This is a genomic window from Paenibacillus sp. JL3B1040 (assembly GCF_057063165.1).
Map to the genome: position 1 here is coordinate 3,888,502 of NZ_CM169317.1, position 22,758 is coordinate 3,911,259.

At 56.7% G+C, this 22,758-nt stretch carries 20 protein-coding genes; 6 read left to right on the forward strand and 14 right to left on the reverse strand.

The genetic code is table 11. The features are described from left to right. Nucleotides 1-88: 88 nt before the first annotated feature. Complete coding sequence (locus tag ACZF99_RS17610; protein WP_483606369.1) at nt 89-1,006, forward strand: ArsR/SmtB family transcription factor; 918 nt, start codon at nt 89-91, stop codon at nt 1,004-1,006. A 62-nt stretch (nt 1,007-1,068) separates the two neighbouring features. Here ACZF99_RS17610 and ACZF99_RS17615 read toward each other — a convergent pair whose 3' ends face one another. Next, nucleotides 1,069-1,806 carry an SDR family NAD(P)-dependent oxidoreductase gene (locus tag ACZF99_RS17615; RefSeq protein ID WP_483606370.1) on the reverse strand — a complete coding sequence of 246 codons (738 nt, stop codon included), beginning with the start codon at nt 1,804-1,806 and terminating at the stop codon, nt 1,069-1,071. 2 nt (nt 1,807-1,808) lie between these two features. Beyond that, entirely contained in the window at nt 1,809-2,768 is a 960-nt protein-coding gene (locus ACZF99_RS17620) for a DMT family transporter (RefSeq protein WP_483606371.1), read from the reverse strand. A 126-nt stretch (nt 2,769-2,894) separates the two neighbouring features. Here ACZF99_RS17620 and ACZF99_RS17625 point away from each other — a divergent pair, with 126 nt between their 5' ends. Beyond that, nucleotides 2,895-3,776, forward strand: a complete 882-nt coding sequence (locus ACZF99_RS17625; RefSeq protein WP_483606372.1) for a LysR family transcriptional regulator — start codon at nt 2,895-2,897, stop codon at nt 3,774-3,776. A 197-nt stretch (nt 3,777-3,973) separates the two neighbouring features. Here the strand turns inward: ACZF99_RS17625 and ACZF99_RS17630 are convergent, their stop codons facing one another. The 6 genes from ACZF99_RS17630 to araA all read right to left on the reverse strand — a co-directional run bounded on the left by ACZF99_RS17630 (nt 3,974) and on the right by araA (nt 12,083). Continuing rightward, the gene (locus ACZF99_RS17630) at nt 3,974-5,164 is read right to left on the reverse strand and encodes an IS4 family transposase (RefSeq protein ID WP_483606373.1); all 1,191 of its coding nucleotides are present in this window, start codon (nt 5,162-5,164) and stop codon (nt 3,974-3,976) included. A 360-nt stretch (nt 5,165-5,524) separates the two neighbouring features. Next, nucleotides 5,525-6,658, reverse strand: a complete 1,134-nt coding sequence (locus ACZF99_RS17635; RefSeq protein WP_483606374.1) for a sn-glycerol-1-phosphate dehydrogenase — start codon at nt 6,656-6,658, stop codon at nt 5,525-5,527. 195 nt (nt 6,659-6,853) lie between these two features. Further along, the gene (locus tag ACZF99_RS17640; RefSeq protein ID WP_483612813.1) at nt 6,854-8,524 is read right to left on the reverse strand and encodes a ribulokinase; all 1,671 of its coding nucleotides are present in this window, start codon (nt 8,522-8,524) and stop codon (nt 6,854-6,856) included. A gap of 21 nt (nt 8,525-8,545) precedes the next feature. Then, entirely contained in the window at nt 8,546-9,241 is a 696-nt protein-coding gene (araD, locus tag ACZF99_RS17645) for an L-ribulose-5-phosphate 4-epimerase (RefSeq protein WP_483606375.1), read from the reverse strand. A gap of 146 nt (nt 9,242-9,387) precedes the next feature. Beyond that, nucleotides 9,388-10,488, reverse strand: coding sequence for a substrate-binding domain-containing protein (locus ACZF99_RS17650; protein ID WP_483606376.1), 1,101 nt, complete (start codon nt 10,486-10,488; stop codon nt 9,388-9,390). A gap of 104 nt (nt 10,489-10,592) precedes the next feature. Continuing rightward, nucleotides 10,593-12,083, reverse strand: coding sequence for an L-arabinose isomerase (araA, locus tag ACZF99_RS17655; RefSeq protein ID WP_483606377.1), 1,491 nt, complete (start codon nt 12,081-12,083; stop codon nt 10,593-10,595). Nucleotides 12,084-12,516: 433 nt separating this feature from the next. Between araA and ACZF99_RS17660 the strand changes: the two genes are divergently transcribed. From ACZF99_RS17660 to ACZF99_RS17670, 3 genes are read left to right on the forward strand one after another with little or no spacing between them, the layout of a single operon-like run. Next, nucleotides 12,517-12,909, forward strand: coding sequence for a BlaI/MecI/CopY family transcriptional regulator (locus ACZF99_RS17660; protein ID WP_483606378.1), 393 nt, complete (start codon nt 12,517-12,519; stop codon nt 12,907-12,909). After that, nucleotides 12,906-14,171 (forward strand): M56 family metallopeptidase, encoded by a 1,266-nt coding sequence (locus ACZF99_RS17665; protein WP_483606379.1) that lies wholly within the window; start codon nt 12,906-12,908, stop codon nt 14,169-14,171. Before ACZF99_RS17660 ends, ACZF99_RS17665 begins: the two co-directional genes overlap by 4 nt. A 44-nt stretch (nt 14,172-14,215) precedes the next feature. Continuing rightward, nucleotides 14,216-14,935 carry a FlxA-like family protein gene (locus tag ACZF99_RS17670; RefSeq protein ID WP_483606380.1) on the forward strand — a complete coding sequence of 240 codons (720 nt, stop codon included), beginning with the start codon at nt 14,216-14,218 and terminating at the stop codon, nt 14,933-14,935. 91 nt (nt 14,936-15,026) lie between these two features. Here the strand turns inward: ACZF99_RS17670 and rhaD are convergent, their stop codons facing one another. From rhaD to rhaB, 3 genes are all read right to left on the reverse strand, one after another. Next, the gene (gene rhaD, locus ACZF99_RS17675) at nt 15,027-15,881 is read right to left on the reverse strand and encodes a rhamnulose-1-phosphate aldolase (protein WP_483606382.1); all 855 of its coding nucleotides are present in this window, start codon (nt 15,879-15,881) and stop codon (nt 15,027-15,029) included. Between the two features lie 69 nt (nt 15,882-15,950). Further along, nucleotides 15,951-17,207, reverse strand: coding sequence for an L-rhamnose isomerase (gene rhaA / locus ACZF99_RS17680; RefSeq protein WP_483606383.1), 1,257 nt, complete (start codon nt 17,205-17,207; stop codon nt 15,951-15,953). A gap of 55 nt (nt 17,208-17,262) precedes the next feature. Beyond that, the gene (rhaB, locus tag ACZF99_RS17685; RefSeq protein ID WP_483606384.1) at nt 17,263-18,720 is read right to left on the reverse strand and encodes a rhamnulokinase; all 1,458 of its coding nucleotides are present in this window, start codon (nt 18,718-18,720) and stop codon (nt 17,263-17,265) included. A gap of 215 nt (nt 18,721-18,935) precedes the next feature. Here rhaB and ACZF99_RS17690 point away from each other — a divergent pair, with 215 nt between their 5' ends. Beyond that, the gene (locus ACZF99_RS17690; RefSeq protein WP_483606385.1) at nt 18,936-19,691 is read left to right on the forward strand and encodes a DeoR/GlpR family DNA-binding transcription regulator; all 756 of its coding nucleotides are present in this window, start codon (nt 18,936-18,938) and stop codon (nt 19,689-19,691) included. Between the two features lie 11 nt (nt 19,692-19,702). On the opposite strand, the gene ACZF99_RS17695 is transcribed toward ACZF99_RS17690, so the two are convergent. The 3 genes from ACZF99_RS17695 to ACZF99_RS17705 are packed head-to-tail and all read right to left on the reverse strand — an operon-like array spanning nt 19,703 to nt 22,732. After that, nucleotides 19,703-20,437: a LutC/YkgG family protein gene (locus tag ACZF99_RS17695; RefSeq protein WP_483606386.1), complete on the reverse strand. Its 735-nt coding sequence runs from the start codon at nt 20,435-20,437 to the stop codon at nt 19,703-19,705. Then, nucleotides 20,427-22,007, reverse strand: a complete 1,581-nt coding sequence (locus tag ACZF99_RS17700) for a LutB/LldF family L-lactate oxidation iron-sulfur protein (RefSeq protein ID WP_483606387.1) — start codon at nt 22,005-22,007, stop codon at nt 20,427-20,429. Before ACZF99_RS17700 ends, ACZF99_RS17695 begins: the two co-directional genes overlap by 11 nt. Then, nucleotides 22,004-22,732, reverse strand: coding sequence for a (Fe-S)-binding protein (locus tag ACZF99_RS17705; protein WP_483612815.1), 729 nt, complete (start codon nt 22,730-22,732; stop codon nt 22,004-22,006). The genes ACZF99_RS17700 and ACZF99_RS17705 overlap by 4 nt, the downstream gene beginning before the upstream one ends. Between the last annotated feature and the right edge of the window lie 26 nt (nt 22,733-22,758).

Consider the following 22,758-nt stretch of genomic DNA (forward strand, 5'->3'; position numbering starts at 1 on the left):
TTAATGCTTTATTAAACGACCGAGTTAGTTTATAATATTCTAAAATAAAACAACCCATCATTCTATTGGAAGAAGGTTCGATTATCCGATGATCTATATTAAGGATTTGATGAGCGGGATCGACATTTTTAAAGCGTTAAGCTCGGAGATCAGGATTCAAATCCTCGAACTGTTGGCCAAGAACCCCGCCTTAAACCTGAACGACCTGGCCACCAAGCTAGGCTTGAGCAACGGGGCCATTACGATGCACATCAAGAAGCTGGAGGAGAGCGGCCTAATCGAGATTAATACTTCGGTTGGCAAACACGGCATCCAGAAGATTTGTTATTTGAACAAAGACAAGCTGATGGTCGACCTGCGGAGCAAGGATGTCGACAATTTATACGAAGTGGAGATTCAGGTGGGACACTACAGCAATTACCAGGCACTCCCTACCTGCGGGCTCGCCACGAAGGACAGCATCATCGGCGACTTCGACGATCCCCGTTACTTCGCCGATCCGCAGCGGATCGATTCGGAGATCATTTGGTTGTCCGAGGGTTTTCTGGAGTACCGCATTCCGAATTACCTCAAGCCGAACCAGACGTTCCGGGAAATTCAATTCTCGATGGAGCTCGGCTCGGAGGCTCCCGGATATTGCGATAACTACCCGTCCGACATCTATTTCTATTTGAACGGCGTGGAAATCGGTTCTTGGACGAGTCCGGGCGATTTCGGCGACGCGCGCGGCACGTTTAACCCGGATTGGTGGCCGCCGCATCTGAACCAATACGGGATGCTCAAGCTGATCCGCATCAACAACGAGGGCAGCTTTATTGACGGATGCCGAATTTCCGACGTCACGCTGGAACAAATCAACCTGGATTACAAGAGCGAACTGTCGTTCCGCATCGCCGTTACCGACAAGCCGATCAACAAGCGGGGCTTGACGATCTTCGGCAGGAATTTCGGCAATTACAGCCAGGATTTGCTGGCCCGGGTGTTGTACGATGTAAGGGCGGAATAACTGAAAAACAGCCTGCAGGTCACTTGGCCTGAAGGCTGTTTTTTGTCATGCGCAAAATAAACTTATAGGGTCTGACCGTTGTCGGCGGTGAGGATTTGCCCGGTCAGGGAGGGCTGCTCCAGCAGCGCGGCGATAAGTGCGGCAATCTCCTCCGGCGCGCTGATCCGGTCCAAAGGCAATTGTGTCATCAAGCCCCGCATCCGCTCCTCCTTCCCGGCCCACCAACGCGTCTCCACGGCCCCGGGCGCTACGCCGGTGACCCGTACGTCCGGCGCCAAGGCATGGGCCAGCGATTTGGTCAAGCCATGCACGGCCGCCTTGGATACCGCATAAGGAAGCGAGGAGCCTTTCCCAGTGATCCCGGCGATGCTGCCGACGTTGACGATCGCTCCTTTGCCGGCCTTCAAGTACGGTGCGGCTGCCCGCGCGCAGTTGAACATGCCCTTGACGTTCACCGCGAACAGATCGTCCCACGCCTCCTCCGTAACCGCCTCCAGATCGTCCATGGCGATATACCGGGTGATGCCGGCGTTGTTGACCAGGTAATCGATCGTCCCGAATGCCTGGACGATTTGTTCCACCATCGAGACGACCTCGGCAGTCCGGGCCACATCGGCCCGAATCGCAACCGCCCGGCCGCCGAATTGCCGGATGGCCTGCACCGTCTCTTCGGCCTCCGCCGCCGAACGGGAATAGTTCACGGCGACGATCGCCCCGCGTTCGGCCAGCAGCATGGCCGTAGCCCGGCCAATCCCCGTGCCGCCGCCGGTAACCAGAACCACCTTGTTAAGGTAACTCATGTTTACATCTCCTCCTTCATCCGAAGCGAACTCGCTGCTTTTGCTTCTTTTGCTTCTTTTGCTGCTTTTGCTTCCTTTGCTGCATTTGCTGCATTTGCTGCCTCGGCTTGCGGCTTGCCGTTCCCCTGCCAATTCACCAGAAAGACGCCCGCACAAGTCAAGGCTCCGCCGACGTAAACGTACCCAGCGATGTGCTCGCCAAGCAGCAGCCAACTGCAGATGACGCTGAAGATCGGCACGAGGAACAGGAACGAGCTGGTTTTTCCCGGATCGCTATGGCTAAGCAAATAGAACCAGAGGGTAAATTGGACGATGGAGCAGAAGAGCACCAACCATACGACCACCAAGCCCGACGTGATGTTCAGTTCGAAGGTTGGCTTCTCCCCCGCAAAGCTAAGGATCAGCAGCATAACGCCGCCTGCCAGCATTTGGTAGGCGGCCAGCACTCTTTTGTCAAATGCCGGACCCATCCGATGGATCATCCGCGTGGCGATCGTGAAGCAGACCGCTCCCGCTAAAGCAAGCACGGTGCCGGGATCCAAGCTCATGTGCAGGCCAAAAGTGATCACGACCCCAATAAAGCCGATCACCAAGCCGAACCATTGCCTTACGCGGTAAGCGGTGCCCATCAACGCTCCCCATACGATCAGCATCAGCGGGCTGGTACTTGAGATAATCGCCGACTCCCCGGAGGTGATCCATCGCATGCTGTAAGCGGTGAACCCCATTACCCCAACCGATTGGAACAAACCAAGCGCCAAGATTTGCAGCCATGCCTTTGCTCCCTTAGGCTGTGGTTTGTTGGCGCTGAACAAGGCCAGCAGCCCCCCGGCGAACACGAAGCGGATTCCCATAAGCATGAGGGGCGTCGTATGCATCATCCCCAGCTTGGCAACGGGATAGGCCGTCCCCATCAAGAAGGTGGTTAACAGCAGTAAACTTGTATATTTGTAAATCGACATGAAGCTCTTCCTCCCAGGGTGTAAGTCATGTTTGTATTGTAAGGGAGGTATTCCATTATGTATAATGATTGGTAAAGATACTTGATATCACTTTTAGTGATACCTTAGATAAAGGAGGACCCCGCCATGGGAAGCGCGGATTTGCGTATTTTTCAAGCGGTCGCCCGGGAGGGCTCGATTACGAAAGCCGCCGCCCGGCTTGGCTACGTGCAGTCCAACGTGACCGCCCGCATCCGGCAGCTCGAGTCGGAACTGGGGACGGGGTTGTTTTACCGTCATAACCGCGGTATCACCTTAACCTCCAGCGGTAAAATGCTGCTGGATTACGCCGACAAAATCATCGGCCTGCTGGACGAAGCGGCGGCGGCGCTCTCCTTCTCCGGCGAGCCCACCGGCCCGCTGTTGATCGGCTCGACGCAGACGACGGCGGCCGTCCGTTTGCCCAAGCTGCTGAGCAGGTATTACGAAATGTACCCGAAAGTGGAGTTAACGCTGACGACCGACCTCTCCGACCGCTTGGCGGAGAAGGTGCTGCAATACGAGCTGGACGTAGCCTTCGGCAATTTCCGGTACGTCCATGACGAGCTGACCTCCCTTCCCGTGTTCGACGAGGAGGTTGTCGTCATTTCTCCGCCGGGCATTGATAACCTCGACGAAGCGCTGACGAAACCGAGCCTGGTCTACAGCCGAGGCTGCGCTTACCGCGAAATGCTGGAAGACATGCGGCAGTCTCGCGGCAGAACTTACGTCGGGACGATGGAGTTCGGCACGCTGGAAGCCATCCTCGGCGGCGTATCGGCCGGACTCGGCATCTCGCTGGTTCCTCGGATCGTCGCCGAGAAGCAGGAGCAGGACGGCGCCGTACGGATTCATGAGATCCCCGAATCGATGCGTCACATGAAGACCGAACTCCTCTACCGCAAAAACGCCCACCCGACCAGCGCGCTCCGCGCTTTGCTGGATTTGATGGGCGTGCAGGAGAGAGCGGTGTCGCTCGGTGGACGATAGCGTTAAAAAATCACCTTATTTCGGACAAAACGGAGGTTTTGACCACTAGCGTTGCATTAAGTAATTTTCGTCACGATAGAATTGAATTGATATCAATAAAATGAATATTTTTACATCTTTGTTTCCTCTGGATAAACTAAAATGGCTAAGGGGGAATAGATCCACGAGTTATCCATTTTTTTAATTTTCATTTGTCATTAGCGTACGATCAGTTTCGGCTCCATTGACTTCGTTGCCTTTTTCGGGGGCCTACCATTTCGCTTAGGTCGTCCCTTCGATGTTCGCGTTGGCTTGCGGTAGATCGCTACTAAAAAATCGTCCCATGGTTTTTCCGCATAGATTCGCATCAGTTGGAGCAGATCCCACGCTGATTTCTTACAGTTCAGAGTTAGTTTAACAAGTAAACATAACGCATAGGCGATCAAAGCAATATACATTTGGTTCCATATCGCTTCGGGCGTATAACCATGCGGTTTGACCAATCGAATATGCTGTTTGACCCACTTGAAAAACAACTCGATATGCCAGCGATTTCGGTAAACCTCAGCGATTTGGTGCGCAGACAAGTCGAAGCGATTCGTTACAAGACAATAGGTTCGCTTCTGGTCATCGCAAAACTCGATTAAGCGAAAGATCCCGGGAAAGTCCGGAAGTTTCACGTCGGCATCTCGGATGAATCCCTTCTGTCTTTTGGGCAGTTCCCTTTCTCGGATGACCGTTAGTCGGCTATTTTCCTTGACGCGGCAGACAAACTTGATTTTGTCCTTTAGCCATTTCTGAAAATGCTTATATACTTGGTAGCCGCGATCCATCACGTAAGTCGCGTCTTTGGCGATCGTAAATTCCAGAGCCACTTCATGGTCCGCGACGTCCTTGGTGGAAGCGATGATTTTGTCCGGATACATGGTTTTGGAATCCATGACAACCAAGGAAGTGTGCATCTTCACGCCATGATTCGTCTCTGAGCAGTAGCACCATTTCGCGAGAATAGGCGGCAAGGTAATCCCCGTCGAATCGATGAGTTTGAGCCTACCCATGCCAGGAGTCACCCCTTTTAAATCCTTTGTTCTTTGCTTGATTTGCTCGATGATCGAGAAAAAAAGGGTTTGAAGGTTGGCCATAGGCAGCCGCTTCATTTTCCGCGATAACTGGGCAGCACTTATGCTTTCGAGTTTCAGCAGTTTCTGAAATTCGCGATTGGCGGCTAAATGCTCTGACATGACTTTGTAAGAACTGCGCTGGTGCAACTGAGCTTCGATAAACAAGAGCGTCGAAGCGCCGACAAATAATTTCCGAGACCGATAGTCTAAAGTTGCATCCCGGGAAGAATCCACATTTAACAGTTTCAGACATTGACAAATGACGGTTTGATTCGGTACGTTATCCATAGTCATCTCCTTATTGTTGAGGCGTTTTATGGATAACGCGTGGTTAACTCAACAATAGGAGATGTCTTCTTTTTTGTCTGCGAATTTTAATGCAACGCTAGTGGGTTTTGACGGAAATAAGGTGATTTTTTAGTCTTATATTGCCCCGAACCCTCCTTTGGGGTGATTGTCCGGGTAAATAAGGTGATTTTTTGGCGCTATTCCGCAAAAAAATCGGTGCCCGGGCGAAATAAGGTGATTTATTACCGTTATTTCGCGCAAAAGAGGCACGAGCCGGCTGAACCTCACCACAACGGGAGGTTCAGCCGGCTCGTTTGCCGCGGCCGAGGCGCCAGGCCCGGCCGCGGGACGGTTCGCGCGCTAGGCCTGCTCCGCCTCGTTCAGCGCCCGCAGCAGCGTGCGGCGGTCGCGCACGCGGTGGGCTTCGCGCAGGCTGCGCGCGAACAGCTCCTCGCCGACGCCCAGCTCGGCGAGGGTCGCCGGCCCGCCGGCCTTGCGCAGCAGGCCGCGGAGCTCGGCTTCGCCGGGCAGGTCCCGCAGCCAGGCGCGGACCTGCTCCCCGTGTTCCCGGAGCGCCGCGGGCTCGGCGCCCGGGAAGGTCCCTTCGCCCGCGGCGTGGTACGCGCGGGCGATCTCGGCGCAGGCAACGCCGACTTTGGCGCCGTGCAGCAGCGCCCGTCGGCCCAGGCGCAGGTACTCCATCTCCCAGTAATGGGAGAGATGGTGCTCGGCGCCCGAGGCCGGGTGCGACTGCCCGAACAGCAGCATGGCGATGCCCGATTCGATCAGCGCCGTCATCAAGGCGCGGATCCCTTCTTCCGTGCGCGCGCCGATCGCATCGGCGTGCGCCACGCAGTTCAAAAGCGCGCGCTCGGTAATCGCCGCCGCCTGTTCGTCATAAGGTTCCCCCGCCGTCAGATGGGAGAATTTCCAGTCGAACAGAGAGGTGTACTTGCCGAGCATATCGCCAAAGCCGGCGGCGACCAGCCGCTGCGGGGCCGCCATAAGGACGTCGAGGTCGGCGAAAATCGCAACCGGCGGCACGGCCGGTACCGTCTTCTTGACCCCGCGCAGGATGAGCGGCGCGCCCGCGGAGGTGAAACCATCCACGGACGGCGCCGTCGGCACCGACACGAACGGCTTGCCGGTCTTGTGGGCGGCAAACCGGACGATGTCGTGAATCGTCCCGGAGCCCACCGCGAGCAACGCGTCCGTCTCCTCGGGGCGAATCTCAAGCAGCAGCTGAACGATTGCCATCTCGTCGGCCACCACGTCGCCCAACGCGTCCGGTTGAATAAGGCAGACGCGCGCGTCCACCCCTTCGGCCCCCAATAGGCCGTTCAGCTGTTTCCCCGCCGCCGCATACGTGTGGTCGTCCGCCACCAGCAGGACGCGATCATAGCCGTGTTCCCGCAAATAAAGAGCAACCTTGCGGATCACCCCCCGATCTAGTTCTATCACCTTCAACTGCCCCAGTTGCCAGTCTTGCAACATGGTATCCCCTCCTTAGGCCATCCATCGACTTCCTGCAAATACCGAAATTTTCTGAAAACTCCTTCGGATTCCCCATATTACTTGCAAAATGCCCTACAACACCCTGCGAAGTTCTGAAACGTCACCTAACGTCCTGAAACGCCGGCGGGGCGTTACCGTTACCCGCTCATCCATCGCTCCGCCCATTCGCCACTCTTACTCCGCCGCTTTCTTAATCCGCTTCAGCCGCTTCATCACGTCGTTTTCGCCGCGGCCGAAGTAGTCGTGCAGCTTGCTGTACTCCTGGTACAGCTTCTCGTACACTTCCACGTGCGCCGGAATCGGCTTGAACGTTTCCTCCTTGACCCGGGCCATTTTCCCGGCCGCGTCCAGGATCGAATCGTACCCGCCGGACTTCGCACCGGCGGCCACAGCGGCGAACATCGCCGCGCCGAGAGCCGGCGTCTGCTTGGAATCCGCCACAAAAATCTCGCGGTTCGTCACATCCGCATAGATTTGCATCAGCAGGCGGTTTTTCTGCGGCAGCCCGCCGCAGGCGTACAACGCGTCCACCCGCACGCCGTTCCGATCAAACGCGTCGACGATTTTGCGCGTGCCGAAGGCGGTAGCCTCCAGTAGCGCCCGGTAAATTTCCTGCGGTTTGGTCAGCAGCGTCATCCCCAGGATCAGGCCGGTCAAATCGGTATCCACCAGCACGGACCGGTTGCCGTTCCACCAATCGAGCGCGAGGAGGCCGGTTTGCCCCGGTTTGTACGCGGCGGCTTCCCGCTCCAGCCATTGGTGGACGTTCAGGCCCTCCTTCTCCGCCGCTTGCTTCACGTACGCCGGCAACGCTTCTTCGACGTACCATTCGAAGATGTCGCCCACGGCCGACTGCCCGGCCTCATAGCCGTACAAGCCCGGGATGATCCCGTCTTCGACCACGCCGCACATGCCTTCCACCTGCTTCTCTTCCGTCCCCAGCAGCATGTGGCAAATCGACGTGCCCATCGCCATCACCAGCTTGCCCGGCGTAACGACGCCGACGGCCGGCACGGCCGCATGGGCGTCCACGTTGCCCACCGCCACGGCGATGCCCGGCGTAAGACCCATCATCTCGGCCATCTCCGGCAGAAGTCCGCCCGCGTTGGTCCCGAGCGGAATTACGTCGCCGCGCAGCTTCGTATCCGTCAAATCCTCCAGCCGGGGATCCAGCGCCTTGAAATACGCCTTGCTCGGATATCCGTCCTGCTTATGCCATATCGCTTTATAGCCCGCCGTACAGCTGTTGCGGACGATGTTGCCGGTCATTTGCGCGATGACCCAATCGGTCGCTTCCAGAAATCGGTCGGTCTTCTCGTAGATCTCCGGCGCTTCGTCAAGGATTTGCCATACCTTGGCGATCATCCATTCGGACGAAATCTTCCCCCCGTACCGCGGCAAAAATGCCTCTCCCCGCGCGGCCGCGATCGCGTTGATCTTGTCGGCCTCCGGCTGGGCCGCATGGTGCTTCCACAGCTTCACCCAGCTATGCGGGTTGTCGGCCAGCGCCGGATCGAAGCTAAGCGGCTGACCTTGCGCGTCCACCGGCAGCATCGTGCAGGCGGTAAAATCGATCCCGATCCCGATCACATCCGCCGGATCGATCCCCGATTCCTTCAGCACCGCAGGTACGGAGCGCCTCAGCACCTCCAGATAATCGCCGGGATGCTGCAAGGCCCAATCGTGCTCCAGCCTGACCCCGGAGCCGGGCAGCCGCTCGTCGATGACGTGGTGCGGATACGGCGTGACGTGGTCGGTGACCTCCCGGCCGTCCGACAGATCAACCAACACGGCGCGTCCGGACTGGGTGCCGTAGTCGACGCCGATCGTGTATTTTTTTCCCATGCTCATCGTAATCCCTCCCCGTTATTTCTGCCCGTAATAGGCATTCGCTCCATGCTTCCGCAAAAAATGCCGGTCCAGCAAAGTCTGATCCATCGCCGGCGTATCCGGATGGATCTGCAGCATGCGGGCGGCGATCTTCGCCACCTCTTCCAGCACAACCGCGTTATGAACGGCGTTATGCGCGTCCTTGCCCCATACGAACGGCGCATGCGAGTGCACGAGCACCCCCGGCACCTGGTTCGGGTTAAGGCAAAGCTCGGCAAACCGCTCCACGATCACGTTGCCTGTCTCCAGCTCGTAAGCGCCTTCGATTTCTTCCCGCGTCATCGGCCGTGTCACCGGAATCTCACCGTAGAAATAATCCGCATGCGTCGTTCCGTACGCCGGCAGCGCACGCCCCGCTTGGGCCCAACTGGTTCCCCAAGGGGAATGCGTGTGCACGACCCCGCCGATGTCGGGGAACTCGCGGTACAGCACCAGGTGCGTCGGCGTATCGGAGGACGGACGCAGGTTCCCCTCCACCACGTTGCCTTCCAGATCGACGACGACCATGTGTTCCGGCTTTAATTCCTCATACGGCACGCCGCTTGGTTTAATGACAAACAATCCGCTTTCCCGGTCGATCCCGCTGACATTCCCCCACGTAAACGTGACCAGACCATACTTCGGCAGCTCCAAATTGGCTTCCCACACCTGCTGCTTTAAGGCTTCCAACATGCTTGATCCAACCCCTTTCCACTTCCCGTGTTATCTATCCAACAAAAGGTACGTACAAGTTACCAAGCACTTGCTTCAACCCGAAGCGGCACCGCCCCGCCGAACTACAGCAGGACGGAGATACCGCCGAGTTGTCCCATTCCCGTTTATTTCCGTTCCGTTAGCTCCAGCACCGAATCCCGCTCCATCAGCTCCGGTTCGAATACCGTATCGCCCGGCGCTTCTCCCCGCTCAATCATTCCGATCAACTGGCGGGCGGCTTGCTCGCCCATCGCCGTTTTGGGATGGGTCAGCGTCGTCAGCTTCGTGCCCGAGGCCGCCGCCAAGCTGGAATCGTCGAAGCCGATGACGGACAAGTCCTCAGGAACCCGCAAGCCGCAGGCGGCCGCGGCGTCCATCAGCAGTACCGCCAATTCGTCGTTGTAGCACACCAGCGCGGTCGGCCGCTGCTCCGGCGTTCTCTGAAGCAGCTCAAGCGCTTTTTGATAGGCGTACTCGCCTTTTTGCTCCGTCGTAAACGTCACCACATGCTGCGGCGATACCGCAACCCCGAAATCCCGATGGGCGGACAGGAACCCCTTCAGCCGGTTCACGCCCTGCAAGTCATCCCTTTTGAAGAACCCGGCGATCTGCCGGTGCCCCTTCTCCAGCAGGTAACGCGCCGCCTTCCGGCCCCCCGCCTCGTCGTTCACCTTCAGACAGGGACATTCCAGTTCCCGGTATTTTTCGTTGATCATCAAATAAGGAATACCCTTCTCCTGCAGCTCCAAAAAATACCCCAAATTCGGGTTGCCCTCCGCGCTTTTTGTCGGCTCGATGATCAGTCCGCTGAGCGGCTGGCTCGTCATGAGCTGCAGGCTGTCCATCTCCTTCTCCTTCGTGTTGTCCGTGCTCGACAGCAGCAGGCGATACCCGTGCTGGCGCAGCTCCGCTTCCGCCCCGCGAACGATATGGGGAAAAATATAATCGGAGATATACGTTGTCATAATCCCGATCGTCTTGACCGCTTCGCCCTCCCGCCGTCCGGGATTCCGGACGAAGGTACCTTTGCCCTGGATGCGCTCCAGCCAGCCGTCTTTCTCCAACTCGCCAAAGGTTTGCCGTACCGTCTGCCGGCTTAAGCCGAACTGCTCCGCGATCTCGTTCTCCGAGGGAACCTGCTTTCCGGGCTGAAGCTTTCCTTGCTCAAGCCAAGACAATAATTCGTTTTTGAGCTGCAAATATTTCGGAATTTTCCGGTCATTCATGTTTCGTCCACCCTTCACCAATGCCGCCGTTCTATTGACTACCCGTTATTGTAACATAGGCCGGGCGAACGCAGAGGGCCGGTTCCCCTCCTATTAAGTTTCGATTAACGCAGCCGATAGGCCGCATCGCTCCAGCGCAACTCGTTCTTAAAGCGCGGTAACGAAGTATCCTTGTCGATAATCACCGCTTCGATGCCGGCCATTTCCGCCCAATCGTTCAAGTTTTCGGCCGTAATCGCGTAAGACAGCACCGTATGATGCGCCCCGCCGGCCAAAATCCAAGCTTCCGCCGATTCGCGCAGCGAAGGCTGCGGCTTCCACAACACGCGGGCCACCGGCAGCTTCGGCATCGGCTTCTCCACCTTCGCGCCGTCCACCACGTTGATCAGCAGCCGGAAGCGATGACCCAGATCGACCAGCGAAGCGTTAACCGCCGGACCGGCCTGGCCGTCGAACACCATCCGCGCCGGATCGGCTTTGCCGCCGATGCCCAGCGGGTGCACCTCGATCGTCGGCTTCGTCGCCGCAATCGTAGGGCACACCTCCAGCATGTGCGCGCCAAGAATCATGTGGTTGCCCGGCTCGAAATGATACGTGTAATCCTCCATGAAGGACGTGCTCTTGTTGTTCGCCAGCACCTTCAGCACGCGCGTTAGGGCCGCGGTTTTCCAGTCGCCTTCGCCGCCGAAGCCGTAGCCGGCCTCCATCAGCCGCTGCACGGCCAGACCCGGAAGCTGCTTGAGCCCGTGCAGGTCCTCGAACGTCGTCGTAAACGCGCCAAAGCCGCCTTGCTCCAAAAAACGTTTCATGGCGATTTCAAGCTTCGCCTGATAGGCGATGGATTCGCGAACCGGCCCGCTGCTTAAGCCCGCTTTCGTAATCGCGTACTGCTCGGCGTACTCCTTCAGCAGCGCTTCGGCTTCCGCATCGCTGACTTCGCTTACCACCTGCACCAGATCGCCGACGCCATACCCGTTCACCGACCAGCCGAACTTGATTTGCGCTTCGACCTTGTCGCCTTCCGTCACCGCCACCTCGCGCATGTTGTCGCCGAAGCGGGCCACCTTGAGCTGGCGACTTTCCGCGTAAGCGGCCGCCGTCCGCATCCAGCCGGCGATCGAGCCGCGCACTTCGTCGTCTTCCCAATGGCCGACCACGATTTTGCGGGCGATGCCGAGCCGGGCGCCGATATGGCCGTACTCGCGGTCGCCGTGGGCGGATTGGTTCAGGTTCATGAAGTCCATGTCGATCGTTTCCCACGGAATATCGCGGTTAAACTGCGTATGGAAATGCAGCAGCGGCTTTTGCAGCTGGGACAAGCCGGCAATCCACATCTTGGCCGGCGAGAACGTATGCATCCAGGTGATGATCCCCGCGCAGGTCTCGTCACCGTTTGCGGCCAGAATCAGCTTGTAGATCTCGTCCGAGGTCGTCACGATCGGCTTAAAAACCACCGAATACCCGATCGCCGGATCTTTATCCAGTTGCTCCGCGATGATGCGGGAGTGGGCCGCCACCTCCTCCAACGTCTCGGGTCCGTACAAATGCTGGCTGCCGGTCACAAACCAAAAAGAATGCGGTTTCAGTTTCATCATGCCAAAGCGCCTCCTAAAATATAGAAATCAACTGCTTGCTAACTTGTACATACCTATATACTGTTTTCGACAAATTTATCAATAATGTACGTACAAGTTAATTTGCTTTTATTGTACTTCCCCTCGCCTCAAAAGGCAAGAGCGTTTCGTAAACGCCTGTTTCGTAATCGTCGAAAAATCCCGGGTTCGTGCCTCAGTGTCTCTCATGCTCCCTTTGCACGATTATCCCTTTCGTTCAGGCGGGGCCAGCGGCTGGGGCAGGGAGACCAGTGACCGGAGTGAGACGAGCTCTTGTCTATTTCTCTGCTGCCTGATCAAAGGGGATAATGGTGCAAAGCGTCCGGACAGCGTGTGTTGATCTTTTTCATGCAAAAAAGCTAAAGATTTACGTCTGTTATCCGATAATATTAGTATAGGAAAATGGGGGGACAGCATGAAAACATTAACACCAAGCGAAAATGAGTGGCTCATCATGGAGTTGTTTTGGCAGACGAACCGTTCTATGACATCGGCTGAGGTAATCAAGAAATTGCAGAATAACAAGGACATCAGCCACAAGACCGTCAGGGTGATGATAAATCGGCTATGCCAGAAAAATATCTTAGACTACACAATAGATGATAAGGATGCCAGAATCTATCACTATTACCCTGTTAAAACAAAGGAAGAGTGTCTGAAAGGAAAAAGTTATCATTTTATAGAAAGCTATTTTGCCGGTAACGGAGCAAACGCAGTAGCAACACTTATTCAGACTTTTCCATTGACGGAGGAACAGATACGGGAAATCGCGGAAATTCTGGAGCAAAGTAAAGGACAGGAAGAATGACGATCTGGAAATCCCTGCTTTATAACATACCGGAACTGCTTCACTTTTCATCCGCATATTTTACCTTAAAAGCCGGAAGGTGTGCCTTGCTTTCCCTATTCCTCTTCCTTCTTATTATGCTGCTGCGGAATACGGCGTTTCGTGGAAAGGTATTCTTAAAGGGAGCATTATGGTGCCTAGTCCCTCTAATGATGTTTAGCGGAACCCTTAAAGTTTTCGATGAAAACCCCTTTGCATTGAAGTGGTTGGGCTGGTGGAAAGAGGTATGCGCATCGCTCCTTTTTATCGATTATATATACATGATTGGGGTCCTTGTCGTAGCGATCGATGTGATCAGGCGGCGCAGAAAACTCTGGAAAGCAACTAGGAATTTACAGCAACGAAGCATAATGGGAAAAAAGTTCTACCTCTGCGAATCCAATGTTACTCCATTTTCCATCGGATTATTGAAACCGAGAATTATCATTCCGGAGTTAATCTATAAAAGCTATACCCGCAAGGAGTTAGAGGTCATACTGTTGCATGAACAAACGCACATCCGGTTGGGGCACCTATGGTTTTATGCGTTTTGGGATATGCTCAAAGCGGTTTTTTGGTTTAATCCATTGATCTATAAGTGTCTTCCCTATTTCAAACAGGATATGGAAGCGATTTGCGACAGGGTATCGATTCAGAAAAGCGGTTATGAACCTAAGGCTTATGGAAGTCTGCTTTTAAAGAGTATGCAATTGCTTACGGGAAACGAGGTGCGTTTATTCCCAACTTTCGTCGGCAGAAGTGATTATTCTTTTTTTAAAGAAAGAGTGGTAAGCATTATTCAGTATAAGCCTTATAAAAAAGGGGCTGCGGCAAAGCTGGTCGTTTGTTGTGTACTTATAGTTATATCCGGAATCTGCTTTCTAAATTCGATATCTTTTCCAAACTATACGATGGATGAAACGATAACCGTCTTTGGAATTCACGATTCCAAAGTATTGATTGATGATGTTAGCAGGTCGAACCATGCAATCTACTATGACGAAGAAAATCTTTATATTAACAAAGAGCAATTTTTGAGTTTATTAAACGAACAAGGAGTGTACGGCAATGAATTCTTCATAGGAATCAATGGCTACGATAAAATTCCGCATTGGGGCAGCGGGATGGATTGCATTTATTTGGATTTCAGCGGGCTTCCCGGCGGTATCGCAAAAATACCCTACGGTAACCAATATGATATCGTGACAGAAATGGCCCAATGGATTATTAAAGAAATCTTATAAGCTATTGGATAACAAATGTAAACAAATTTAAGGAGGACCTCGTAATGAAAATTGCAAACAGTACAGGAGTTCATGGTTCCAATTATAGTCCGAAGCAGAATATAAACGGCGCAAATCAGGATCGTCGTCTTCAATCGATTCAGAAGCAAATTGAAAATGTGCAGCAGCAATTACAAAGCCTTTCAAGTAATGAGGAAATGTCTACGGAAACGAAAGCGAACAGACGAAAAGAGCTGCAGCAACAGCTTCAAGAGTTGAACAAACAAATGACCCAGAGAAAAAGGGAAATAATCCAAGAGAAACGGGAGGAATCAACCGCTAAAGTTGAGAAACAAGAAGCGGCCCAAGGGGATATCGACAAGCGAGAAGCTAATGTCATAGGTACAACTGCCATGCGGGGAATCCTAAGCGCCGATGCTTCATTGAAGCAGGCAAAAACCGTCCAATCTGTAAAAACCAGCATGGAAGGCAAAGCAGGTGTGTTGGAGAGCGAAATAAAAATGGACGCAGGACGAGGTGGCTCAACGAAGAACAAAGAGGCGGAGCTTGCGGAACTGAATGATCGTATTCATATGGCCTCTGCTGATCTCATGGATAAAATATCCGACATCGATACGACCTTAGATAAATCCAGAGTAGAAAAGGATGAAGATAAGACAGACGCAGCGGAAGCAGCCAATCAAGGGGAGCGCGGATCCGAAGCAACGCAAACTCAGGCATCCGGAGATCGGACAAAGGGTCAGCATGTGGATGTAACGGTATAATGTTGAGGAAAAAGGTTGCTATAGCAAAAAGAAGACATCAACCCATAGGAAGATGTCTTCTTTTTGCTGTTTTGGGATTCGCCGCTCAACCCTAGCTCAAAATCCCCGGCTGCGGCGTGACGCCAAACGCTTTGGCCAGGTCCTGCAGTTGGGCGTCGGTGATCTTTTGCAGCACCGGACGGTCGCCGAGCAGCATGTAGATTTGGGCCGCCTTCTCCACCGTTTCGATCAAGCCGAACGCTTCATCCATCGTGGTTCCCGTGCCGAAAATCCCGTGCTGCGGCCAGATAACGACGCGGTGCTCGCGCATCTTCGCGGCGGTGGCCCGCCCGATGTCCGGGCTGCCGGGCACCATCCACGGCACGATGCCGATGCCGTCGGGGAACACCACCAGACATTCTGTGCACATCTCCCACAGCGTTTTCGTCAGCTTTTTCTCGTCCAGCTCATGGACGAACGTCATGGCCAGTGCGTGCGTCGCATGGCAGTGCATGACGATGCGGTGTGCCGGGTCCACCTTCAAGCGCTCGATATGGCTCATGAAATGAGCCGGCAACTCGCTGGTGGGTACCGCGCCGTCCCGCAGGCCCCACAGCACTTCGACCTGATCCCCGCCCTCGGCCACCCGCAGTACGCCAAGATTCGCTTCCGGATCGGAGATCACGTTTTTGAAATACTTGCCCGAGCCCGTCACGATAAAATAACGTCCCGCGAGCTCCTTCACCGGAAACGCGAGCGGCAGCTTGCGGCGCTCCGTTGCAGATCCGGTTCCGAGATATTTCGCCACCTCCGCCTCATCCAGCAGGTAGCTGATGTTCCCGCCGTTTCGCTCATCCCAGCCCAGACGCCACATATGATACGTGATTTCCGCCATCTCCCGGATGAAAGGCACTTCCACCCCCCGGGCCCGCCGACCTTCCTCCACTTCCGTTATTGTCGTACTCACAGTAGGTTCCTCTCCTTTGACCAAGCTTATATTTGAAAATGCGGATTACCTCGGATTACAATTTATTGCTTACCGCGCCGACAGCACGTTTTTTTCGTAGGTCTTGACGTCCGTCAGCCACGCTTCGCGCACCGGCACACCTTGCGTTGCGCAGAAATAATCCCAAATTGCACCGTACGGATACGATTTGAACTCTTCGACCAGCGCCAGCCGGGACGTGTAGTCCCCGTCCAGCTCCAGCCGCTTCAACGCGTCGACCGGCTCCAGCATCGCCCGCAGCAGCGCTTTCTGCGTGTTGCGCGTCCCGATGACCCAAGCCGCGATATGATTGATGCTGCCGTCGAAGAAATCAAGGCCGATATGCGTGCGGTCCAGCAGCCCCCCGCGTACCAGCTCGCGGGCGATTTCCAGCAGCTCGTCGTCCATCGTCACGACGTGGTCGCTGTCCCAGCGCACCGGGCGGCTGACGTGCAAGAGCAGCTCGCGGCCAAACAACAGCCAGGAAGACAACTTGTTGGAGATCGTCTCCGTCGGATGGAAATGGCCGGCATCGAAGCATACCGCCTTGCCGCGCGACAATGCATAACCCATGTAGAATTCATGCGAGCCGACGACATAACTTTCCGAGCCGATCCCGAACAGCTTGCTCTCCACCGCGTCGATGTTGTACTTCTCGTCGATCCGCTCGGCGAAAACTTCATCGAGCGCTTCCATCAGGCGGGCCCGCGGCGTCAGCCGGTCCACCGGCGAATCCTTGAAGCCGTCCGGGATCCAGACATTCGTGACGCAGGGCTGGCCGAGCGCCCGGCCAAACGATTCGGCAATTTTGCGCGACGCCTTGCAGTGGTCGATCCAAAATTTGCGAATCTCCGGGTCCGGATGGCTGAGCGTGAAGCCGTCCTTGGCCTTCTCATGCGAGAAGCAGGTTGGATTGAAATCAAGCCCAAGTCCCCGGTCCTTCGCCCACTCCGCCCAACCGGCAAAATGCCGCGGCTCCAATGCGTCGAGCTCGACCCGTTCTTCCGTATCGGCGTAAATCGCGTGAAGATTCACCTTATGTTTGCCCGGAATCAGGCGAAGCGCCTCGTCCAAATCCTGCCGCAATTCGTCCGGCGTCCGCGCCCGTCCGGGATAACTGCCGGTGACCGCCAGACCGCCGCCAAGCTCCTGATCCTTGCGCAGAAATCCCTTGACATCATCCCCCTGCCAACAGTGTAAAGAAATTTTGATTTGGCCCAGCCGGGCCAACGCGCCGTCGACGTCGATCCCATGCCGCTCGTACAGCTTTTTCGCCTCATGGTAGCTGGTTTGAATCGCGTTGTCCATGTTCTGCTCCTCCTTTGACATGACCTTTCTATCGCTCTATTGCTCCTTCCTACCGTCACCGTGCCAGCAAATCCGCGAACCGTGTCCGCGCCTCTGTAATCCGGCCGGCATGCGTCCCCCGCGGGACATACGTCCGGATCGGAAAAGACCGCCGAATCAGCTCGCGTCCCTCGCCGATATCGCGTATCGCCCCGCTGCTGATCATCTGCACCAGCAGATTGCCCAAAGCCGTCGACTCCGTCGGCCCGGCTTCCACCGGAATGCCCGATACATCCGCCGTCCATTGGCACAGCAGCCCGTTGTTGGCGCCGCCGCCAACGATATGCAGCGTCTCCGGCTTTTGGCCGGTCAGCCGCTCAAGCTCCCGCAGGTAAACGTCGTAGGATAAAGCCAAGCTGTCATAAATGCACCGCGCGACCTCCCCCGGCGAATCCGGAACAGGCTGGCCCGTCTCCGCGCAGAAGCGCCGAATTTCTTCGGTCATCCGCGCAGGGTTCAAAAAGCGGTCGTCGTTGCAGTCGATCAGGGAACGAAACGGCGGCACCGCCTCCGCCAGCTCCACCAGCTCGGCATAACTGTGCTGTTTTCCGTACTCCTTGCGAACTTCCTGGATCAGCCACATACCCATGATGTTCTTCAAAAAACGGTACGTGCCGTACGCGCCCCATTCATTGGTATAGTTGCGCTCCATCGCTTCCGGCGTCGCCAGCGGCGCCTGCCGCTCCACGCCGATCAGCGACCAGGTTCCGCTGCTGAGATACGCCCACGAAGCGGCGCCGGCAGGCACGCCCAATACGGCGGAAGCCGTATCGTGCGTCGCCGCGACGATCAGCTCGCATGCGGGCAGATCGTAAGCCCGCACCAGCTCCTCCTTGATCGGCCCGAGGCGCGTCCCCGGCTCCGTCAGCGCCGGAAACTTCGACCGCGGCAGCCCCAGCAGATCCAGCAATTCCGGGTCGTAATCGCGGGATTGCAGATTCAGCAAAGCCGTCGTCGAGGCATTGGTCGTTTCGCTAATCATCCGCCCCGTCAGCAAATAATGGAGATAATCCGGCACGAGCAGGATTTGCTCCGCGGCCGCAAGCTCCGCTCGATCGTGCGCGTACAATTGATACAGCGTATTGAAAACCAAATGCTGAATGCCGGTTTTCTCGTAAATTCTCGCGAAAGGATACACCGCGTGAACCTGGGGGATTGCCTCAAGCGTGCGGGAATCGCGATAAGCGTAAACTTCGCCGATCCGCTCCCCTTTCCCATCCAGGAGTGCATAATCGACCGCCCAAGTATCGATGCCCAGCGTGCAGCGTTCGATCCCGAGCTTTTTGGCCTGCTGCAGGCCGCGGATAACTTCCCTGTACAGATGATCGATATCCCAATAACAATGCCCGCCTTGTTCATGAAACCCATTATCGAACCGGTGGATCTCCTGCAGCGACAATAGGCCGTCCTGCAGTGTCCCCCATACCAGCCTCCCGCTGGAGGCGCCGATATCGACGGCTAGATGATTTATCATTCCTCAGCGCTCCTCGCTCCAAAATACGGCCTGTTCTTATTTCTATCCTATGTCCGTTTTCCTTTGGAGTCAACATAAACAAAGATATATAATGTTGTTTTCATTCCGTTTTTGTCTATTCCGTGAAAAAATAACGCCCGCCAAAGCCGCCGCATTCCCGAATACGGTTGCCAAGCGCCCCTTTTTATCGCTATGATGGGAGGGAGGTGAACGCCATGCTGGCGGCAGAACGCAAACAGAAAATCATCGACTTGCTTCATCAGGACAAGCGGGTGCTGGTGTCCGAGCTCAGCCGGATGTTCGAAGTCACGGAGGAGACGATCCGCCGCGACCTGGAGAAGCTCGAAAAAGAAGGGATTGCGACCCGCTCCTACGGCGGCGCGATGCTCAACCGGCACACGAACGAAGATTTGCCTTATACGACGCGGAACACGATCAACGTGGAAATCAAGCGGGACATCGCGCTCAAAGCGGTTGACCTGGTGAACGACGGCGACACGCTGATGATCGATCCGAGCTCGACCTGCTTTGAATTTTTGAAGACGCTGCTTCCGAAAAACAACGTGACCGTCATCACCAATTCCGTCAGCGTCCTGCACGAATTCGCCGGCTCGAACCTGAACATCATCTCCACCGGCGGTTCGCTGCGCGCGCGCTCCTTGTCGCTGGTCGGCCCCGCCGCCCAGGAAACGGTGCAAAAATACAACGTCGACACCGCGATCATCAGTTGCAAAGGCATGTCGCCGGACAAAGGCATCTCCGATTCCAACGAGCCGGAATGCGAGTTGAAGAAGCACATGCTCCGCCATGCCGACAAAGTCATTTTGCTGGCCGACCATACGAAGTTTGACAAGAATGCTTTCGTCAAGCTGGCCGACTGGGAGCAAATCGATTATTTGATCACCGACGAGCGCCCCTCCGACGCCTGGCTTCAGCTGCTGCAAGGCAATAACATCGAAGTGTTGTACTGACTTCTCCCTTCTTAACCGACCAGCAGCGCAAACACGATGCCGGGCCCATGCACGCCGATCGTCAAATCGTTTTCGATGTCCGCCGAACGGCTCGGACCGGAGATGAAATGGATGCCGGCGGGCAGGGCTTCACGCCCGGCCGCGTCGAACGTCTCCATTACCTCGCCCAAGCGGGTTTTCAGCCGTTCCACGGGGATGATGGCGAACAGCACCGTCGGCAGCAGGCTGACCGAGCGCCCCTTCTCCGCGGCGGACCGAACGACCAGCGAACCGGTGTAGGCGACGGCATGATCCGCCGCCACGATGCCGATGTCCGCCTCCGCAGCCCGGGCGATCCACGCCTCGGAACGATGCTCGTTCCACACGGACACCCGGGCGCCGTCGGCGGCAAGCGCGTCGTCCAGCTCGAGCTCCGTCAGCAACGGATCGTCCTGGCGCAGAATATAACGGGCACCAAGCGCTTGCGCCTTGGCCACAATATACGCTTTGGCCGCTTCGAGATCGGCCAGCCGGACGACATGCCCCCCCGCCGCCGTGAAATTTTCCTCAAAGCGAGCCAGCCGCTCCTCCAGGCTCCAATCCAACTCCCGCCAGTACGACGGCGCTCCCCGGAACGGGTGGTCCGGCGCCTCCCGCAGCCGGGGTCGCTTGAGTTTCCCGGCGATCCGCTCCATGAACTGCTCCTGATTCCGCCGCGCTTCCGCTTCCTTCGCTTTCAGCCAATCGTTATATTCGTTATCCGTCATAGGTTTGACCTTCTTTCCGTACCGTCGCGGCACCGGCTCGGTCACCGGCGGCTCCATGCGTCCGCACCGTTTCTTCGCGGCCTTCCGGTCCCGCCGCACGCATGCGCAGCACCGCCATCATCCGCTCCTGCGCGGCTGCGCCGGTCACGGTCTCCGCCATCGTTGCCCGCAGCTCATGCTGGAGCGTACCCCAGCGTTCGCGGAACGGCGAGTTTGCCAGGCTTGGCGCAACCCGGTAGCGGTTCCAGCCTTTGAGCGGGCCGATCCGCGCCGGAATTTCCCCGCCGCGCACGACGGCTCGTTGTGCGATCCTGCCCAGCTTCAGCGCCCGATGAAACCGCTTGGAGCTCGCCGTCACGGCGGCGAAGCCCTTCATCCCCGCCGTCTCCAGCTTGTTACCGTAACCCTGCTCGACCTTGCGCCGCCGCAAATAGACGAGCATGTCGTGCAGCGGGATCTTGACCGGACATGCTTCATAACAGGCGCCGCACAAGCTGGAGGCCGAAGCGATATCGTCCCATTCCGCCACATTCTTGTTCAGCGCCGGCGTCAGCACCGCACCGATCGGGCCGCTGTACGTTCCGCCGTAAGCATGGCCGCCGATGTGGCGGTATACCGGGCAAGCGTTGAGGCAAGCCCCGCAACGGATGCAGTTCAGCAGTTCCTGAAACTCCGGATCGCCGAGTTGCTCGGAGCGGCCGTTGTCAAGGACGATGATATGCATCTCCTCCGGGCCGTCCCCATCCTCCGCCCGGCGCGGTCCGGTAATGCCGGACATGTAGACCGTTAGCTTTTGTCCGGTCGCCGAGCGCGGCAGCAGCGTCGCCATCACTTCGAGGTCGCTCCAGGTGGGGATGATGCGCTCCATGCCCATAAACGTGATTTGCGTTTGGGGCACCGTCGACACCATGCGGGCGTTGCCTTCGTTTTCGAACAGCACAATCGAACCGGTCTCGGCGATCGCGAAGTTGCAGCCGGTCATGCCGATGTCCGCCGCCAGAAACTTCGTCCGCAGCTTCCGGCGCACGAACCCGGCCAGCACGCTCGTCTCCGGCGGCAGTTCTTCCCCTGCCTCGCGGGACAACAGCTCGGCGATCTGGTGACGGTTTTTGTGAATCGCCGGAATGATGATATGCGAAGGAGCTTCCCCGGCAAGCTGAATAATATACTCGCCCAGGTCGGTTTCGATCGCCTCGACGCCCGCTTCCTCCAGCGCCCGGTTGATGTGCAGCTCCTCGCTGACCATCGATTTCGACTTCACGACGGAACTCGCTTGCTTGCGGGCGGCGATCTCCAATGCGATGCGCACCGCTTCCTCGCCGGTGGCGGCAAAGTGAACATGCGCCCCGCTCGCCCTAGCCTGCTCGGCAAACCGGTTTAAGTAGTAATCGAGATGCGCAATCGTATGCAGGCGAATTTGCCGCCCCCGTTCCCGCCATTCCTCCCAGTTTCCATGGTCGGCGGCGGCTTTCCGCTTCCCGTCGCGCAGGCGTTCGGTCGTAAAGCGCACCGCTTTGCGCAAGAAATCGTTGTTCAGCGCCAGCTCCGCCCGTTCCTTTACGGTATTCACGCCCCGCTCACCCCCTCGTACAGCAGCTCGGCCAGATGCATCACGCGTACCGGCCGGCGACGGTAACGCAAATGGCCGGCGATGTTCATCAGGCAGGCCATGTCCAACCCGGTCAGCACTTCGGCGGACGTCTCCAGCACGTGGTCGGCTTTTTCCGTGACCATCGCCCCGGAAATATCGGCCATCTTCACCGCAAACGTCCCGCCGAAACCGCAGCAATCCTCCGCGAACGGAAGCGGCACGAGCTCCATGCCCCTCACGTTTTGCAGCAGCGCTATCGGCTCCTCCTTGATTCCAAGCAGCCGGCTGCCGTGGCAGGACGGGTGATACGTGACCTTGTGCGGAAACGCCGCCCCAAGATCGGTGATACCCAGCACTTGGACGAGGAACTGCGTGAATTCATACGACTTGGCTTTCAGTTCCTCGGCCATCGCTAACCGGACCGGATCCTTCTCGAATAGCTTCGGGTAATGATGAATCATCCCGATGCACGAGCCCGAAGGACCGACGACGAAATCGCTGTCGGCAAAAGCCTCCAGTAACGTAGTTGCCGACCGGCGCGCCTCATCCCAATATCCGCTGTTGAACGCCGGCTGGCCGCAGCACGTTTGCCCCTGCGGAAATTCCAGCTTGACTCCAACCCGTGCCAGCAAGCGGGCCATCGCTTCCGCGATGCGCGGGTACACCGCGTCGCCGATGCAGGTGGCAAACATCGATACCTTGATGCCGTGCCCGTTCCCTGTCCCGGTCC

Coding starts and splice junctions, on each gene's coding strand:
- ACZF99_RS17610 (WP_483606369.1), top strand. CDS start 89: ATGATCTATATTAAGGATTTGATGAGCGGGATCGACATTTTTAAAGCG.
- ACZF99_RS17615 (WP_483606370.1), bottom strand. CDS start 1,806: ATGAGTTACCTTAACAAGGTGGTTCTGGTTACCGGCGGCGGCACGGGG.
- ACZF99_RS17620 (WP_483606371.1), bottom strand. CDS start 2,768: ATGTCGATTTACAAATATACAAGTTTACTGCTGTTAACCACCTTCTTG.
- ACZF99_RS17625 (WP_483606372.1), top strand. CDS start 2,895: ATGGGAAGCGCGGATTTGCGTATTTTTCAAGCGGTCGCCCGGGAGGGC.
- ACZF99_RS17630 (WP_483606373.1), bottom strand. CDS start 5,164: ATGGATAACGTACCGAATCAAACCGTCATTTGTCAATGTCTGAAACTG.
- ACZF99_RS17635 (WP_483606374.1), bottom strand. CDS start 6,658: ATGTTGCAAGACTGGCAACTGGGGCAGTTGAAGGTGATAGAACTAGAT.
- ACZF99_RS17640 (WP_483612813.1), bottom strand. CDS start 8,524: ATGGGAAAAAAATACACGATCGGCGTCGACTACGGCACCCAGTCCGGA.
- araD (WP_483606375.1), bottom strand. CDS start 9,241: ATGTTGGAAGCCTTAAAGCAGCAGGTGTGGGAAGCCAATTTGGAGCTG.
- ACZF99_RS17650 (WP_483606376.1), bottom strand. CDS start 10,488: ATGAATGACCGGAAAATTCCGAAATATTTGCAGCTCAAAAACGAATTA.
- araA (WP_483606377.1), bottom strand. CDS start 12,083: ATGATGAAACTGAAACCGCATTCTTTTTGGTTTGTGACCGGCAGCCAG.
- ACZF99_RS17660 (WP_483606378.1), top strand. CDS start 12,517: ATGAAAACATTAACACCAAGCGAAAATGAGTGGCTCATCATGGAGTTG.
- ACZF99_RS17665 (WP_483606379.1), top strand. CDS start 12,906: ATGACGATCTGGAAATCCCTGCTTTATAACATACCGGAACTGCTTCAC.
- ACZF99_RS17670 (WP_483606380.1), top strand. CDS start 14,216: ATGAAAATTGCAAACAGTACAGGAGTTCATGGTTCCAATTATAGTCCG.
- rhaA (WP_483606383.1), bottom strand. CDS start 17,207: ATGGACAACGCGATTCAAACCAGCTACCATGAGGCGAAAAAGCTGTAC.
- rhaB (WP_483606384.1), bottom strand. CDS start 18,720: ATGATAAATCATCTAGCCGTCGATATCGGCGCCTCCAGCGGGAGGCTG.
- ACZF99_RS17690 (WP_483606385.1), top strand. CDS start 18,936: ATGCTGGCGGCAGAACGCAAACAGAAAATCATCGACTTGCTTCATCAG.
- ACZF99_RS17695 (WP_483606386.1), bottom strand. CDS start 20,437: ATGACGGATAACGAATATAACGATTGGCTGAAAGCGAAGGAAGCGGAA.